This is a genomic window from Pseudomonas chlororaphis, from assembly GCA_001023535.1.
GTDB classification, from domain to species: Bacteria; Pseudomonadota; Gammaproteobacteria; order Pseudomonadales; family Pseudomonadaceae; genus Aquipseudomonas; species Aquipseudomonas chlororaphis_E.
Genome location: CP011020.1, coordinates 4,262,114 through 4,277,105, shown reverse-complemented (window position 1 = coordinate 4,277,105; position 14,992 = coordinate 4,262,114). Strand labels below are relative to the sequence as shown.

Here is a 14,992-nt window from a genome sequence, read left to right as displayed (position 1 = left end):
TTAGTCCTCCACGACCCAGGTGTCTTTGGTGCCGCCGCCCTGGGACGAATTCACCACCAGCGAGCCTTCGCGCAGTGCCACGCGGGTCAGGCCGCCGGGCACCAGGCGGGTTTCCTTGCCCGACAGCACGAACGGACGCAAGTCGATGTGCCGGGGCGCGATCCCGCTCTCGACAAAGGTCGGGCACGTGGACAGGCTCAGGGTCGGTTGGGCGATGTAGGCTTCGGGTCGAGCCTTGAGGCGAGCACGGAAGTCCTCGATCTCCGCTGCCGTGGCGGCCGGCCCCACCAACATGCCGTAGCCGCCGGAACCCTGGGTTTCCTTGACCACCAGGTCCGGCAGGTTGGCCAGTACATGGGACAGGTCCTGGGGCTTGCGGCATTGCCAGGTCGGCACGTTCTTCAGGATCGGCTCTTCGGTGAGGTAGAAGCGGATCATCTCGTCGACATAGGGGTAGATCGACTTGTCGTCGGCGACGCCGGTGCCGACCGCATTCGCCAACACCACATTGCCGGCACGGTAGACGGCGATCAGCCCTGGCACCCCCAGCATCGAGTCGGGGTTGAACGACAGCGGGTCGAGGAAGGCATCGTCGAGACGGCGATAGATCACATCCACCTGCTGCGGGCCTGCCGTGGTGCGCATGTACACGTGGTCGTCGCGCACGAACAGGTCGGCGCCCTCCACCAGTTCCACGCCCATTTCCCGGGCCAGGAACGCGTGTTCGAAATAGGCGCTGTTGAAGCGGCCCGGGGTTAGCACCACGGCAGTGGGGTTGTCCAGGGGGCTGGAGCGCTTGAGGGTATCGAGCAACAGGTTCGGGTAATGATCGATGGGGGCCACGCGCTGGGCGGCGAACAGCTCGGGGAACAGGCGCATCATCATTTTGCGGTCTTCGAGCATGTAGCTCACGCCGCTGGGCGTGCGCAGGTTGTCTTCCAGCACGTAGTAACTGCCGTCACCGTCGCGCACCAGGTCGACCCCAGCGATGTGGGCGTAGATGCCCCGGTGCAGGTTCAGGCCCTGCATCGCGATCTGGTAACCCTCGTTGGCGAGCACCTGCTCGGGCGGGATGATGCCTTCCTTGAGGATGCGTTGGCCGTGATAGATGTCGGCCAGGAACATGTTCAGGGCCTGGACCCGCTGAATGCAGCCGCGTTCGACGGTCCGCCATTCGCTGGCCTTGATGCTGCGGGGGATGATGTCGAAGGGGATCAGCCGTTCGGTGCCCTGCTCATCGCCGTAGAGGGTGAAGGTGATACCGGCGCGGTGAAACAACAGGTCGGCTTCGCGCCGGCGTTGTTCGAGCAATTCGTGGGGCGTGTCCGCCAGCCAGCGTGAGAAGGCCTGGTAATGCGGGCGGCAGTCACCCTTGGCGTCATACATTTCATCAAAAAAAGCGTGGGGCATAGCCAACTCCCAGCCGCGTTCTACACGGCATTTTTTATCACTGCGTCATTCCAATGGTTCGGCCTTGCCTGGTTTTAATCAGCCCCTGTTTCTGCGAGCCCCTCTAATTGCAGCGGTCTCTGAACTGGCCTTTGCGTCTGGATGACGAGCGCCCCCTGGTTGAATCTGCGCGGTAATGGGCTCCTTGGGGTTTAGTCCTCTTGCGGTGGTTGCTGGATGAACCTTAGCAATCGCTGTGCCTAACCGGTTTTGGCGGGGAAAACCTGGGCGAATGTTCGCTAATGCGAAGGTGATTTGCGTGGTGCGGGTCGAAATCCGGCCTGCGGGGATGAAACGTTCAGCTCCTGCCGTCGGTGTGTCGCCTGGAACGGGTCGAATAGGTGCAATACGACGGGTAACCAGCGCTCGTTGCACCGAAAGAGGGACATTATTTCCAGAGGATAGTCGGCCTTTGGCCTTTTTGTGGCCGCGAAGCCTGTTGTTACAGATTGCCCCTCCCCGATCCCTCCTTTTGTCGCCCCTTGGAAACATTCTGAAAGCCACCTCTTGCGCTTACAGTATTATGGTATACCATCATACGCACAGACTTCCTTCACCCTCCTATGGAGCAGCTCATGAGTTTCGAAATTCGCAAGATCGTCAGCTATGTCGAAGAAACCTTCATCGAAGGCGGCAAGGCCACGGATAAGCCGGTGACCATGGTCGGGTTGGCGGTGGTCATGAAGAACCCGTGGCTGGGCCGTGGTTTTGTCGAGGACCTGAAGCCGGAGATCCGTGCCAATTGCTCCGACCTCGGCGCGCTGATGGTCGAGCGTCTGGTGGGCATCATCGGTGGTGCGCAAAAGATCGAAGCCTACGGCAAGGCCGCCGTGGTCGGTGCCGACGGTGAAATCGAACACGCGTCCGCCGTCATCCACACCCTGCGCTTCGGCAATCACTACCGTGAAGCGGTCAAGGCCAAGAGCTACCTGAGCTTCACCAACAAGCGCGGCGGCCCGGGCACTTCGATCCAGATTCCGATGATGCACAAGGACGACGAAGGCCTGCGCTCGCACTACATCACCCTGGAGATGCAGATCGAAGACGCCCCGCGCGCCGACGAAATCGTCGTGGTCCTGGGCTGCGCCGATGGCGGTCGCCTGCATCCGCGTATCGGTAACCGCTACATCGACCTGGAAGAACTGGCCGCCGAGAATGCGCAGTAATCCAGCCTGGGCAACCACAATAAAAAAGGCATGCAGGAGCGCTCCATGATTCGGCTCACCGCTGAACTCACCCCGGCCGGCACCAGTTACCTGGCGACCGGCCAAGGCCAGCCCGTGGTACTGATCCACGGCGTGGGCCTGAACAAAGAAATGTGGGGCGGCCAAGTCGTCGGCCTGGCCACGAAGTACCGTGTCATCGCCTACGACATGCTCGGCCATGGCGCCAGCCCGCGCCCGCAGAACGGCACGTCGTTGCTGGGCTACGCCGATCAGTTGCTGGAGCTGCTCGATCACCTGCAACTGCCCCAGGCCACGGTCATCGGCTTTTCCATGGGTGGCCTGGTGGCCCGTGCGTTTGCCTTGCATTACCCGCAACGCCTGCAAGGCCTGGTGGTGCTCAACAGCGTGTTCAACCGCAGTGCCGAGCAGCGCGCCGGAGTCATCGCCCGCACCGCCCAGGCCGCGGAGCACGGCCCGGACGCCAACGCCGAGGCCGCCTTGTCGCGCTGGTTCAGTCGCGAATACCAGGCAGCCAACCCGGCGCAGATCGCCGCGCTGCGCCAGACCCTGGCGCAGAACGACCCGCAAGGCTACCTGACCACCTACGAATTGTTCGCCACCCAGGACATGTACCGCGCCGACGACCTGGGCAGCATCCAGGTGCCGACGTTGATTGCCACTGGCGAACTGGACCCGGGCTCGACCCCGGAAATGGCCGAGCAACTGGCCGCGCGCATTCCCGGTGCCGACGTTGCCGTGCTCCCCGAGCAACGGCATATGATGCCGGTAGAATCGCCGCGCCTGGTCAATCAGTTGCTGCTGCAATTTCTCGACAAGGCGTACGCCCGACCCAATCCAATCAAGGGGATCGTTGCATGACTCTCGCACGCTTTTCGATGTGCATCGGCGGTGAATGGGTCGATGCCTTGTCCGGCAAGACTTTCGAAAGCCTGAACCCGGCGCTCGCGCAAGCCTGGGCCGAACTGCCCGACGCTGGCGAAGCCGATGTCGAGCGTGCCGTGCAGGCGGCGCAGACCGCCTTCGACAGCCCGGCATGGCGCGGCCTGACCGCCACCGCTCGCGGCAAGTTGCTGCGGCGCCTGGGCGACCTGATAGCCGAGAACAAAGAACAACTGGCCCAGCTGGAAAGCCGCGACAACGGTAAGTTGATCCGCGAAACCCGTGGCCAGGTCGGTTACCTGCCGGAGTTCTTCCACTACACCGCGGGCCTGGCCGACAAGCTCGAAGGCGGCACCCTGCCCCTCGACAAACCGGACCTGTTTGCCTACACCGTGCACGAAGCCATGGGCGTGGTCGCAGCGATCATCCCCTGGAACAGCCCGCTGTACCTGACCGCGATCAAGCTGGCCCCGGCGCTGGCCGCCGGCAACACCATCGTGATCAAGCCTTCCGAACACGCCTCGGCGACGATCCTGGAACTGGCCCGCCTGGCCCTGGAAGCCGGGATCCCGCCTGGCGTGGTCAACGTCGTGACCGGCTACGGCCCGAGCACCGGCGCGGCACTGACCCGTCACCCGCTGGTGCGCAAGATCGCCTTCACCGGTGGCGCGGCCACGGCCCGTCACGTGGTGCGCAGCAGCGCCGAGAACTTCGCCAAGCTGTCCCTGGAACTGGGGGGCAAGTCGCCGAATATCATCTTCGCCGACGCCGACCTCGACAGCGCTATCAACGGGGCAATCGCGGGTATCTACGCGGCCTCGGGGCAAAGCTGCGTGTCCGGCTCGCGGCTGCTGGTGCAGGACGAGATCTACGACGAGTTCGTCTCGCGGCTGGAGGAACGCGCCAAGCGCATCCGCCTCGGCAATCCGCAGGACGACGACAGTGAAATGGGCCCGATGGCCACCGCGCAGCAACTGGCCGTGGTCGAAGGCCTGGTGGCCGATGCCATCGCCGAAGGCGCGCGCCTGCGCTTCGGTGGCAAGCGTGCGCAGCAGCTGGGTGACGGCTGGTTCTATGAGCCAACCCTGTTCGAATGCGACCGCAATTCCATGAAGATCATGCAGGAAGAAGTCTTCGGCCCGGTGGCCTCGGTCATCCGGTTCAAGGACGAAGCCGAGGCCCTGGCGATTGCCAACGACTCGCAGTTCGGCCTCGCCGCCGGCATCTGGACCCGCGACCTGGGCCGTGCCCATCGCCTGGCCCGTGACGTGCGCTCCGGGATCATCTGGGTCAACACCTACCGCGCGGTCTCGGCCATGGCGCCGATCGGCGGCTTCAAGAACAGCGGCTATGGACGCGAAAGCGGCATCGATTCGGTGCTGGCCTACACCGAGCTGAAAACGGTGTGGATCAACCTTTCCCAGGCTCCCATGCCTGACCCGTTCGTGATGCGCTAGGAGTCCTGAGAAATGATCGAACCCGGCATTTACAAAGAAGTCATGGGCTCCTTCCCATCCGGCGTCACCGTGGTCACGACCCTGGACCCGGACGGGAACATCGTCGGCATCACCGCCAGTGCGTTCAGCGCCCTGTCGATCGATCCGGCGCTGGTGCTGTTCTGCCCCAACTATGCCTCCGACACCTACCCGATCCTGCGCGACAGCAAGCAGTTCGCCATCCACCTGCTGTCCGCCGACCAGACCGCCGAAGCCTACGCGTTCGCCGGCAAGGGCAAGGACAAGGCCAACGGCATCGATTGGCACCTGAGCGACCTCGGGAACCCGATCCTGGCCAAGGCCACGGCGATCATCGAATGCGAGCTGTGGCGCGAATACGATGGCGGCGACCACGCCATCATCGTTGGCGCCGTGAAGCACCTGATCCTGCCCGAGCAGGCGGTCACGCCTATGATTTACCACAAGGGCAAGCTCGGCGCCCTGCCCGCGCTGGGTTGAACAGGCCAAGAGGGTCCTGAGCCGAACCTTGTTGTGGCGAGGGGATTTATCCCCGCTGGGGCGCGAAGCGGCCCTGAAGCTGCTGCCCCGGTGCGTCAGGTCAACTGAGCAGGCAGGTTTTGGGGCTGCTACGCAGCCCAACGGGGATAAATCCCCTCGCCACAGGGAGCCAGAAGTGACTTTTCTATCTTTATTTCAGGAGCCGGCATGAGCCCAGCAGCCTTGCAACTGTTCCGCCAGCAGGCCTATATCGACGGCCAATGGCTCGAGGCGCCCGATGGCGCTTGCCAGGACATTTTCAACCCGGCCAATGGCGAGTTGATCGGCCGGGTGCCGAACCTGGGCGCCGCCCATGCTCGCCAGGCCATCGCCGCGGCCAACAAGGCCTGGCCAGCCTGGCGCGGGCTGACCGCCAAGGCCCGCAGCCAGGCCCTCAAGCGCTGGCACGGGCTGATGCTTGTACACGCCGACGCGCTGGCAGAAATCCTCACCCTCGAACAAGGCAAGCCGTTGGCCGAAGCCAAGGGCGAGATTCTCTACGCCGCCAGCTTCATCGAATGGTTTGCCGAAGAAGCCAAGCGCATCTACGGCGACACCATCCCCAGCCACAAGGACGATGCGCGCATTGTGGTGAGCAAGGAGCCCATCGGCGTGGTGGCCGCCATCACGCCCTGGAACTTCCCTGCCGCGATGATCACCCGCAAGGCCGGCCCGGCCCTTGCCGCGGGCTGCCCGTGCATCGTCAAGCCCGCGCCGGAGACGCCGTTCTCGGCCCTGGCGATGGCGGTCCTGGCGGAACAGGCCGGGATCCCGGCCGGTATTTTCAACGTGATCACCGGCGACGCCGTGGCCATCGGCGGCGAGCTGACCAGCAGCCCGCAGGTGCGCAAGCTCTCGTTCACCGGCTCCACGGCCATCGGCAAGTTGCTCATGGCCCAGTGTGCACCGACCCTGAAAAAGGTCTCGCTGGAGTTGGGCGGTAACGCCCCCTTCATCGTGTTTGACGACGCCGACCTGGAACGGGCCGTGGACGGTGCATTGGTCGCCAAGTTCCGCAATGCCGGGCAGACCTGCGTTTGTGTCAATCGCTTCCTGGTCCAGGACGGCATCCACGATGCCTTCGTCGCACGCTTGTCCGAGCGGGTGGCCCAACTGACCGTCGGCAGCGGCTTCGAGGCAGGCGTGACCCAGGGCCCGTTGATCAATGAACGGGCCGTCGCCAAGGTCGAGGAGCACGTGCAGGACGCCCTCGCCCACGGCGCCCGGCTGCTTTGCGGTGGCGAACGGCATGCCCTGGGCCATGGGTTCTTCCAGCCGACGGTTCTGGCCGGCGTGACCCCGCAAATGAAAGTCGCCCGGGACGAAACCTTCGGGCCCCTGGCGGCGGTTTTTCGTTTCGCCACCGAAGCGCAAGCCGTGCAGATGGCCAACGACACCGACTCCGGCCTCGCCGCCTATTGCTACACCCGCGACCTGGGCCGCGCCTGGCGCATGAGCGAGGCGCTGGAGTACGGCATGGTGGGCATCAATGAGGGCCTGATCTCCACCGAGGTCGCCCCGTTCGGCGGGATCAAGACCTCGGGCCTGGGCCGCGAAGGCTCCCGATATGGCATCGACGATTACCTGGAACTCAAATACACCCTCATGGGTGGACTCCAAGACAGTGGGAGCATGGCGCGATGAGCAACGACAAGTACGAACAGGGCCTCAGGATCCGCACCCAGGTGCTCGGCGAGGCCTACGTCAAGCGCTCCATCGAGAACGCCGACGACTTCACCCGACCGTTGCAGGAAATGGTCACCGAATACTGCTGGGGCCATGTATGGGGGCGCGAGGGCTTGTCCCTCAAGGAACGCAGCATGATCAACCTGGCGATGATCTCGGCGCTCAATCGCCCGCACGAACTCAAGCTGCATGTGCGTGGCGCCTTGCGTAACGGCCTGAGTCGTGAGCAAATACGCGAAATTTTGCTTCAGGTCGGTATCTATTGCGGCGTTCCCGCAGCGGTAGACAGTTTCCGACTTGCCCGTGAAGCCTTTGCCGAAGCCGACGCCGAGGCCTCCAGTCAACCTTCGGCTGTTTGACCTGACCGTGCAGATGTTGCCCGTTGGGCATGGACAGCCTTACTACAGAGCGGACCCCATGAAACGCCTGCCACTCGACGACAGCTTCAAGGTCAATCGCAACCCCGTTACCCTGCGCGAAATCGTGCTGGATAAATTGCGAAGCGCCATCATGAACTTCCAGCTTTTGCCGGGAGATCGCCTGGTCGAGCGTGACCTGTGCGATCGCCTGGGCGTGAGCCGCACGTCGGTGCGCGAAGCCCTGCGCCATCTCGAATCCGAAGGCCTGGTGGAATTCGCCGACGCCAAGGGGCCGCGGGTCGCGATCATCACCCTGGCCGACGCCGTCGACATCTATGAGCTGCGCTGCGTGCTGGAAGGCCTGATCGTCCAGTTGTTCACCCTGCGGGCCAAGGCCAAGGACATCAAGGCCCTCGAGCGCGCCCTCGAGGAAAACCGCCAGGCCCTCAAGGAGGGCGAGCTGCAACAGGTGATCGATTCGGTGCAGGGCTTCTACGACGTGCTGCTCGAAGGCTCCGGCAACCATGTGGCGGCCACCCAGCTACGGCAGTTGCAGGCACGCATCAGCTACCTGCGGGCGACGTCCGTGTCCCAGCAAAACCGCCGCGGCGCGAGCAACCAGGAAATGGAACGCATGGTCGAGGCGATCAAGAGCGGCGATCCGCTGGCCGCCCACCAGGCCTCGGTGGACCACGTGCGCGCGGCAGCCAAGGTGGCGCTGGAGTACCTCAAGCGCAAGCAGGAAGAAACCGGCGACATCCCCGAGATCACCGCGCCCATCGCCCTGAAAGAACCTCGCATAGGCCACTGACATGTTCAGCCCGAGCTTTTGTCCAAAGTGTGGCGGCAGTGACCTGAATCACCGCCTGCCAGCGGGCGATACCCATGAACGGCTGATGTGCGACGGCTGTGGCTACATCCACTACGTCAATCCGAAGATCATCGCCGGCTGCATCATCGAGCAGGACGGCAAGTACCTGTTGTGCCAGCGCGCCATTCCACCACGTCCCGGCACCTGGACCCTGCCGGCCGGGTTCATGGAAGGCAACGAGACCACCGAGCAGGCGGCGCTGCGCGAAGTCTGGGAAGAAACCGGCGTGCGCGCCGACATCGTCTCGCCCTACTCGATCTTCAGCGTGCCGAAGATCAGTGAGGTCTACATCATCTTCCGCGCCGTCGCGTTGGAGATCACCGGCCAGTTCGGCCCCGAAACCCTCGCCTGCCAATTCTTCGCCCCGCAGGACATCCCTTGGGACAGCATCTATTACCCGGCCATCCGGCAGATCCTCGAACGCTACATCGAGGAACGCCAGGCCGGCGTCTATGGCATCTACATCGGCAACGACGACAGCGGCAAGATCCACTTCATTCGTTGATCACCCTTGTGGAGCCCAGCCTGTGAAATCCTCTGTGGGAGCGAGCTTGCTCGCGATGGCGGTGAGTCAGTAGATGATTTTTTTCTGACCCACCGCCATCGCGAGCAAGCTCGCTCCCACAGTGAATGATCTGGCATCCACGTCTACACAGGCGCCACGCCCTCGACAATGATCACTTCGGCCTGCGCCACGTCCTTGCGGTGGCGCTTGGCCTCCTGATACTGCGGCGAGTGATAGCACGCCACCGCCTGTTCGTACGAGTCGAACTCGATCACCACGCTGCGCTGCGGCGTCGCCCTGCCTTCCATTGCCTCGCTGCGCCCGCCCCGGGCCAGCATGCGCGCGCCGTACAGCGCGAACGCCGCGGGCGCCCGCTGGGTGTATTGGCTGTATTGATCGGGGTCGGTGACATCCACATGAGCAATCCAGTACGCCTTCATAGTGACCTCTCGGTTTATTTTGTATTATGGTATACCACAAGTTGTTTTCATCAAGCACTCCATAAAGCACAAGAGAGCCCGACATGGCCTTTAACAGCATTCAGGAAATCATCGAAGACTACCGCCTGGGCAAGATGGTGTTGCTGGTGGATGACGAAGACCGCGAAAACGAAGGCGACCTGCTGCTCGCCGCCGACTGCTGCAACGCCCAGGCCATCAGCTTCATGGCCCGGGAAGCCCGTGGGCTGATCTGCCTGACCCTGACCGACGAGCATTGCCAGCGCCTGGGCCTCGAACAGATGGTGCCGAGCAACGGCAGTGTGTTCAGCACCGCGTTCACGGTGTCCATCGAAGCCGCCACGGGCGTGACCACCGGTATTTCCGCCGCTGACCGGGCTCGCACCGTCGCGGCCGCCGTGGCGGCTGATGCCGGCCCTGCCGATATCGTGCAACCGGGGCATATCTTTCCGCTGCGCGCCAAGGAAGGTGGCGTGCTGACCCGCGCCGGGCACACCGAAGCCGGTTGCGACCTGGCGCGCCTGGCGGGTTTCACGCCCGCTTCGGTGATCGTCGAAGTGATGAACGATGACGGCACCATGGCCCGCCGTCCGGACCTGGAAATCTTCGCCCGCAAACACGGCATCAAGATCGGCACCATCGCCGACCTGATCCACTACCGCCTGAGCACCGAGCACACCGTGGTGCGCATCGGTGAGCGTGAGTTGCCGACAGTGCATGGCACCTTCCGCCTGTTCACCTTTGAGGATCGCATCGAGGGTGGCGTGCACATGGCGATGGTCATGGGCGACATTCGTCGAGACGAACCGACCCTGGTGCGGGTGCACGTGATCGACCCGCTGCGGGACCTGGTGGGCGCCGAATACAACGGCCCGTCCAACTGGACGCTGTGGGCCGCCCTGCAACGGGTCGCCGAGGAAGGTAGTGGCGTGGTGGTCGTGCTGGCCAACCACGAATCGTCCCAGGCGCTGCTCGAACGCGTTCCACAGCTCACCCAGCCTCCCAGGCAGTTCAGCCGATCCCAATCGCGCATCTATTCTGAAGTAGGCACCGGCGCGCAGATTCTCCAGGACCTGGGCGTCGGCAAGTTGCGACACCTGGGACCACCGCTCAAGTATGCGGGGTTGACGGGGTATGACCTGGAGGTGGTGGAGAGCATTCCGTTTACCGGATGAGCCGAAGCTAACGCGGATCACTGTGGGAGCGGGCTTGCTCGCGAAGGCGGCCTTCGAGGGACAGCCATTTGCAGGTCTACCGCCTTCGCGAGCAAGCCCGCTCCCACACGGGGATCACCGCCGGGGCTGAGTATTCATTCACAGGAAGATAGAAAAAATCTGTCCTCAGGCAGATAACCGGTAAGGCAAAGTGCTTGCAGAAAGTTTGGAATACCATAATATGATATTCCATAGACCGAACGCTCCAGCCAAGCGCACCCGGCAGGGAACGCGCATTCAACCCGCCCTTGGCACGGTCAGCCGCAAAACCCGATGGACCTAAGCTCCCGATAAGCGGGCACACACAAGCCCGCTCAATAAACACAACAATGAGGGCGTGAAAATGGTGTTGAAGAAAAGTGCAGTCGCCGTTCTTTTTGCGAGCCTGCTGAGCGTCGCCAGCCAGGCGTCGATGGCCGCTGAAAGCGTCAACTTCGTCAGTTGGGGCGGCAGTACCCAGGACGCGCAGAAGCAGGCCTGGGCCGACCCGTTCAGCAAGGCCAGCGGCATCACCGTGGTCCAGGACGGCCCCACCGACTACGGCAAGCTCAAAGCCATGGTCGAAAGCGGCAACGTGCAATGGGACGTGGTCGATGTGGAAGCGGACTTCGCCTTGCGTGCAGCGTCTGAAGGCTTGCTCGAACCCCTGGACTTCTCGGTCATCCAACGGGACAAGATCGACCCGCGCTTCGTTTCCGATCACGGTGTCGGTTCGTTCTACTTCTCTTTCGTCCTCGGCTACAACGAAGGCAAGCTCGGTTCCGGCAAGCCGCAGGACTGGTCCGCACTGTTCGACACCAAGACCTACCCCGGCAAGCGCGCCCTGTACAAATGGCCGAGCCCTGGCGTGCTGGAGCTGGCCCTGCTGGCCGACGGCGTACCGCAAGACAAGCTCTACCCTCTGGACCTGGATCGCGCCTTCAAGAAACTCGACACCATCAAGAAAGACATCGTCTGGTGGGGCGGCGGCGCGCAGTCCCAGCAACTGCTCGCGTCCGGCGAAGCCAGCCTGGGCCAGTTCTGGAATGGCCGCGTCTATGCCCTGCAGCAGGACGGCGCTCCCGTTGGCGTGAGCTGGAAGCAGAACCTGGTCATGGCCGACATCCTGGTGATTCCGAAGGGGTCGAAAAACAAGGCCGCCGCCATGAAGTTTTTGGCCAACGCCAGCAGCGCCAAAGGTCAGGCCGATTTCTCCAACCTGACCGCCTACGCGCCGGTCAACGTCGACAGCGTCGCACGCCTGGACTCGGTGCTCGCTCCCAACCTGCCGACCGCCTACGCCAAGGATCAGATCACGCTTGATTTCGCGTACTGGGCCAAGAACGGTCAGGACATCGCGACACGGTGGAACGAATGGCTGGTCAAATAAAAATGTCGGCAACGGCAACCCAACACTCCGGGGGCGCTGCGGGCGCCGCCGGCGTGCCAATCACCCGGGCCGCCGCTGCACAGGCCCCGTCGCTGGCCCAGCGCTGGCGCGGGGTCGGCAACCTCGCCCCGGCCCTGCTGTTTCTTGGTCTGTTCTTCCTGGCGCCGCTGATCGGCCTGCTGCTGCGCGGCGTGCTGGAGCCGGTGCCCGGGCTCGGCAACTATGAACAACTGTTCGCCAACTCGGCCTATGCCCGGGTGTTGTTCAACACCTTTTCGGTGGCCGGGCTGGTGACGCTGTTCAGCCTGCTGCTGGGGTTCCCCCTGGCCTGGGCCATCACCCTGGTGCCCCGTGGCTGGGGCCGCTGGATGCTCAACATCGTGCTGTTGTCGATGTGGACCAGCCTGCTGGCCCGCACCTACTCCTGGCTGGTGCTGTTGCAGGCCTCCGGGGTGATCAACAAGGCGTTGATGGCGCTGGGCATCATCGATCAGCCGCTGGAGATGGTGCATAACCTCACCGGCGTGGTGATCGGCATGAGCTACATCATGATTCCGTTCATCGTCCTGCCCTTGCAAGCGACCATGCAGGCCATCGACCCGATGATCCTGCAGGCGGGCTCCATCTGCGGCGCCAGCCCGTGGACCAACTTCTTCCGGGTGTTCCTGCCGCTGTGCCGGCCGGGGCTGTTCTCCGGTGGGTTGATGGTGTTCGTGATGTCCCTGGGGTACTACGTGACGCCGGCCCTGCTGGGCGGCGCGCAGAACATGATGCTGCCCGAGTTCATCATTCAGCAGGTGCAATCGTTCCTCAACTGGGGCCTGGCGAGCGCCGGTGCCGCGTTGCTGATCGTCATCACCCTGGTGCTGTTCTACTTCTACCTGAAGCTCCAGCCGGAATCCCCGGTCGGCGCCAGTCACGCGAGGTAAACCGTCATGCTCCTGACTCCCAATGCCATGAGCCGGCGCATGCGCTTCGGTCTGTACGCCACCACCGGCCTGATCGGACTGTTCCTGCTGTTGCCGATCGTGTTCATCGTGTTGCTGTCGTTCGGCTCCTCCCAGTGGCTGGTGTTCCCGCCACCGGGCTGGACATTCAAATGGTACGGCCAGTTCTTCTCCAACCCGGACTGGATGAACGCCGCGCTGACCAGCCTCAAGGTCGCCCTGCTGACCACGGTCTGCGCGGTGGCGCTGGGCTTGCCGACGGCTTTTGCCCTGGTGCGCGGACGATTCCCCGGACGGGAAATGCTCTATGGCCTGTTCACCCTGCCGATGATCGTGCCGCTGGTGATCATCGCCGTGGCGGTGTATGCGCTGTTTCTCAAGCTCGGCTACACCGGGACGATGTTCGCGTTCGTGGTCAGCCACGTCATCGTCGCGCTGCCGTTCACCATCATTTCGATCATCAACTCGCTCAAGCTGTTCGACCAGTCCATCGAGGACGCGGCGGTGATCTGCGGTGCCTCGCGCCTGCAAGCGGTGTTCAAGGTGACATTTCCGGCGATTCGCCCGGGCATGGTCGCCGGTGCGCTGTTCGCGTTCCTGGTGTCGTGGGACGAAGTGGTGCTGAGCGTGATGATGGCCAGCCCCACCCTGCAAACCTTGCCCGTCAAGATGTGGACCACCCTGCGCCAGGACCTGACGCCTGTGATCGCCGTCGCTTCGACGCTGCTGATCGGCCTCTCGGTATTGGTGATGGTGATCGCCGCCGCCCTGCGCCGGCGCAATGAAATCAGCGCCTGAGCGCCTAGGAGAACACGATGAGTGCTGTCAAAGACCCTGCACAACAGAACAACAAGACCCTGGTCAGTCTGCGCAACCTGAACAAACACTACGGCGACTTCGCCGCCGTGGACGATATCTCACTGGAGATCCAGGACGGTGAGTTCCTGACCTTCCTCGGCTCCAGCGGCTCGGGCAAGAGCACCACGCTGTCGATGCTGGCCGGGTTTGAAACCCCCAGCAGCGGCGAGATCCTGGTGGACGGCAAATCCCTGGTCAACGTGCCGCCGCACAAGCGCGACATCGGCATGGTGTTCCAACGTTACTCGCTGTTCCCGCACCTGTCGGTACGGGACAACATCGCGTTCCCGCTGGCGATCCGCAAACTCGCCCCGGCCGAACGCGACCGCCGGGTCGACGCGATGCTCAAGCTGGTGCAATTGGAACAATTTGCTCATCGCCGCCCTTCGCAACTCTCCGGCGGCCAGCAACAGCGCGTGGCGATTGCCCGGGCGCTGGTCTACGAGCCTCGCATCCTGTTGATGGACGAACCCCTCGGCGCCCTGGACAAAAAACTGCGCGAAGACCTGCAGGATGAACTGCGTCAGTTGCACCGCCGCCTGGGCATCACCATCGTCTACGTGACGCACGACCAGGAAGAAGCCATGCGCCTGTCCCAACGCATCGCCATTTTCAGCCACGGCAAGATCGTCGGCCTGGGCAGCGGCTACGACCTCTACCAGAATCCGCCGAATGCTTTCGTCGCGTCGTTCCTCGGCAACTCGAACTTCCTCAAGCTCAAGGCCCAGGGCAACGCCGTGGCGAGCTTCGAAGGCCAGTCGCTGTCGATTCGCCTGACTGCCGGCCTGCAAACCGAGCAGGATGTGCTGCTGATGGTCCGCCCGGAAAAAGCCCTGGCGCTGAGCACCGAGCAGGCCGCGCAACAACCGCTTGCGGCAGGCTGGAATGAGGTGTCGGCCAAGGTCGTGGAAGTGCTGTTTCTCGGCGAAAGCCAGACCTGCAGCGTGGTGACGTCCGGCGGCACCGCCATGACCGTCAAGGCGCTGTCCGCCGCGGGCATGCCGCTCAAGGCCGGCGACCCGGTGCGCGTGCGCTGGGCCACCGCCGACGCCTGCGTCTACACCCAATGGGCCGAAAGTGACCTGAACAAGGCCGCCGGGGCGCACTGATCCCCTACTGGCCCACTTCGGTGGGCCGTCTCAAAGATGTCACCCTCAAGGTCGCCGCAACGTCGGGTTGCGGCGGCCTTTTTTGTTTGGTGAGGGGGCAAGAGCTG

The 14,992-nt window shown here is 63.4% G+C and carries 15 protein-coding genes; 13 read left to right on the top strand and 2 right to left on the bottom strand.

Annotation, left to right across the window (positions count from 1 at the left end; all coding sequences use genetic code 11):
* The gene (locus tag VM99_18745; protein ID AKK00013.1) at positions 1 to 1,410 is read right to left on the bottom strand and encodes a hypothetical protein; all 1,410 of its coding nucleotides are present in this window, start codon (positions 1,408 to 1,410) and stop codon (positions 1 to 3) included.
* A 614-nt stretch (positions 1,411 to 2,024) separates the two neighbouring features.
* Here VM99_18745 and VM99_18740 point away from each other — a divergent pair.
* From VM99_18740 to VM99_18705, 8 genes are all read left to right on the top strand, one after another.
* Positions 2,025 to 2,615, top strand: a complete 591-nt coding sequence (locus tag VM99_18740) for a peptide synthetase (protein AKK00012.1) — start codon at positions 2,025 to 2,027, stop codon at positions 2,613 to 2,615.
* A gap of 45 nt (positions 2,616 to 2,660) precedes the next feature.
* Complete coding sequence (locus tag VM99_18735) at positions 2,661 to 3,494, top strand: 3-oxoadipate enol-lactonase (protein ID AKK00011.1); 834 nt, start codon at positions 2,661 to 2,663, stop codon at positions 3,492 to 3,494.
* Positions 3,491 to 4,972, top strand: coding sequence for a carnitine dehydratase (locus VM99_18730; GenBank protein ID AKK00010.1), 1,482 nt, complete (start codon positions 3,491 to 3,493; stop codon positions 4,970 to 4,972). The genes VM99_18735 and VM99_18730 overlap by 4 nt, the downstream gene beginning before the upstream one ends.
* Positions 4,973 to 4,984: 12 nt before the next feature.
* Positions 4,985 to 5,470: a flavin reductase gene (locus VM99_18725; GenBank protein AKK00009.1), complete on the top strand. Its 486-nt coding sequence runs from the start codon at positions 4,985 to 4,987 to the stop codon at positions 5,468 to 5,470.
* 207 nt (positions 5,471 to 5,677) lie between these two features.
* Positions 5,678 to 7,153, top strand: coding sequence for a succinate-semialdehyde dehydrogenase (gene gabD / locus VM99_18720; GenBank protein AKK00008.1), 1,476 nt, complete (start codon positions 5,678 to 5,680; stop codon positions 7,151 to 7,153).
* On the top strand, positions 7,150 to 7,554 hold the full coding sequence (locus tag VM99_18715; GenBank protein AKK00007.1) for a 4-carboxymuconolactone decarboxylase: 405 nt from the start codon (positions 7,150 to 7,152) through the stop codon (positions 7,552 to 7,554). The genes gabD and VM99_18715 overlap by 4 nt, the downstream gene beginning before the upstream one ends.
* Positions 7,555 to 7,612: 58 nt before the next feature.
* On the top strand, positions 7,613 to 8,365 hold the full coding sequence (locus VM99_18710) for a GntR family transcriptional regulator (GenBank protein ID AKK00006.1): 753 nt from the start codon (positions 7,613 to 7,615) through the stop codon (positions 8,363 to 8,365).
* Position 8,366: 1 nt separating this feature from the next.
* Positions 8,367 to 8,930, top strand: a complete 564-nt coding sequence (locus VM99_18705) for an NUDIX hydrolase (protein AKK00005.1) — start codon at positions 8,367 to 8,369, stop codon at positions 8,928 to 8,930.
* 143 nt (positions 8,931 to 9,073) lie between these two features.
* Here VM99_18705 and VM99_18700 read toward each other — a convergent pair whose 3' ends face one another.
* Positions 9,074 to 9,370 (bottom strand): hypothetical protein, encoded by a 297-nt coding sequence (locus VM99_18700; GenBank protein ID AKK00004.1) that lies wholly within the window; start codon positions 9,368 to 9,370, stop codon positions 9,074 to 9,076.
* Positions 9,371 to 9,453: 83 nt separating this feature from the next.
* Between VM99_18700 and VM99_18695 the strand changes: the two genes are divergently transcribed.
* From VM99_18695 to VM99_18675, 5 genes are all read left to right on the top strand, one after another.
* Positions 9,454 to 10,563 carry a 3,4-dihydroxy-2-butanone 4-phosphate synthase gene (locus VM99_18695; GenBank protein ID AKK00003.1) on the top strand — a complete coding sequence of 370 codons (1,110 nt, stop codon included), beginning with the start codon at positions 9,454 to 9,456 and terminating at the stop codon, positions 10,561 to 10,563.
* A gap of 382 nt (positions 10,564 to 10,945) precedes the next feature.
* On the top strand, positions 10,946 to 11,971 hold the full coding sequence (locus VM99_18690; GenBank protein ID AKK00002.1) for an ABC transporter substrate-binding protein: 1,026 nt from the start codon (positions 10,946 to 10,948) through the stop codon (positions 11,969 to 11,971).
* On the top strand, positions 11,968 to 12,900 hold the full coding sequence (locus VM99_18685; GenBank protein AKK01797.1) for an ABC transporter permease: 933 nt from the start codon (positions 11,968 to 11,970) through the stop codon (positions 12,898 to 12,900). Before VM99_18690 ends, VM99_18685 begins: the two co-directional genes overlap by 4 nt.
* Positions 12,901 to 12,906: 6 nt before the next feature.
* Entirely contained in the window at positions 12,907 to 13,716 is an 810-nt protein-coding gene (locus tag VM99_18680; protein AKK00001.1) for a polyamine ABC transporter permease, read from the top strand.
* 17 nt (positions 13,717 to 13,733) lie between these two features.
* Complete coding sequence (locus VM99_18675) at positions 13,734 to 14,885, top strand: branched-chain amino acid ABC transporter substrate-binding protein (GenBank protein AKJ99999.1); 1,152 nt, start codon at positions 13,734 to 13,736, stop codon at positions 14,883 to 14,885.
* Positions 14,886 to 14,992: the final 107 nt, after the last annotated feature.

Bases quoted from the DNA above. Each gene is read 5' to 3' on its own strand.
- VM99_18745 (AKK00013.1), bottom strand. From the start codon at position 1,410: ATGCCCCACGCTTTTTTTGATGAAATGTATGACGCCAAGGGTGACTGC.
- VM99_18740 (AKK00012.1), top strand. From the start codon at position 2,025: ATGAGTTTCGAAATTCGCAAGATCGTCAGCTATGTCGAAGAAACCTTC.
- VM99_18735 (AKK00011.1), top strand. From the start codon at position 2,661: ATGATTCGGCTCACCGCTGAACTCACCCCGGCCGGCACCAGTTACCTG.
- VM99_18730 (AKK00010.1), top strand. From the start codon at position 3,491: ATGACTCTCGCACGCTTTTCGATGTGCATCGGCGGTGAATGGGTCGAT.
- VM99_18725 (AKK00009.1), top strand. From the start codon at position 4,985: ATGATCGAACCCGGCATTTACAAAGAAGTCATGGGCTCCTTCCCATCC.
- gabD (AKK00008.1), top strand. From the start codon at position 5,678: ATGAGCCCAGCAGCCTTGCAACTGTTCCGCCAGCAGGCCTATATCGAC.
- VM99_18715 (AKK00007.1), top strand. From the start codon at position 7,150: ATGAGCAACGACAAGTACGAACAGGGCCTCAGGATCCGCACCCAGGTG.
- VM99_18710 (AKK00006.1), top strand. From the start codon at position 7,613: ATGAAACGCCTGCCACTCGACGACAGCTTCAAGGTCAATCGCAACCCC.
- VM99_18705 (AKK00005.1), top strand. From the start codon at position 8,367: ATGTTCAGCCCGAGCTTTTGTCCAAAGTGTGGCGGCAGTGACCTGAAT.
- VM99_18700 (AKK00004.1), bottom strand. From the start codon at position 9,370: ATGAAGGCGTACTGGATTGCTCATGTGGATGTCACCGACCCCGATCAA.
- VM99_18695 (AKK00003.1), top strand. From the start codon at position 9,454: ATGGCCTTTAACAGCATTCAGGAAATCATCGAAGACTACCGCCTGGGC.
- VM99_18690 (AKK00002.1), top strand. From the start codon at position 10,946: ATGGTGTTGAAGAAAAGTGCAGTCGCCGTTCTTTTTGCGAGCCTGCTG.
- VM99_18680 (AKK00001.1), top strand. From the start codon at position 12,907: ATGCTCCTGACTCCCAATGCCATGAGCCGGCGCATGCGCTTCGGTCTG.
- VM99_18675 (AKJ99999.1), top strand. From the start codon at position 13,734: ATGAGTGCTGTCAAAGACCCTGCACAACAGAACAACAAGACCCTGGTC.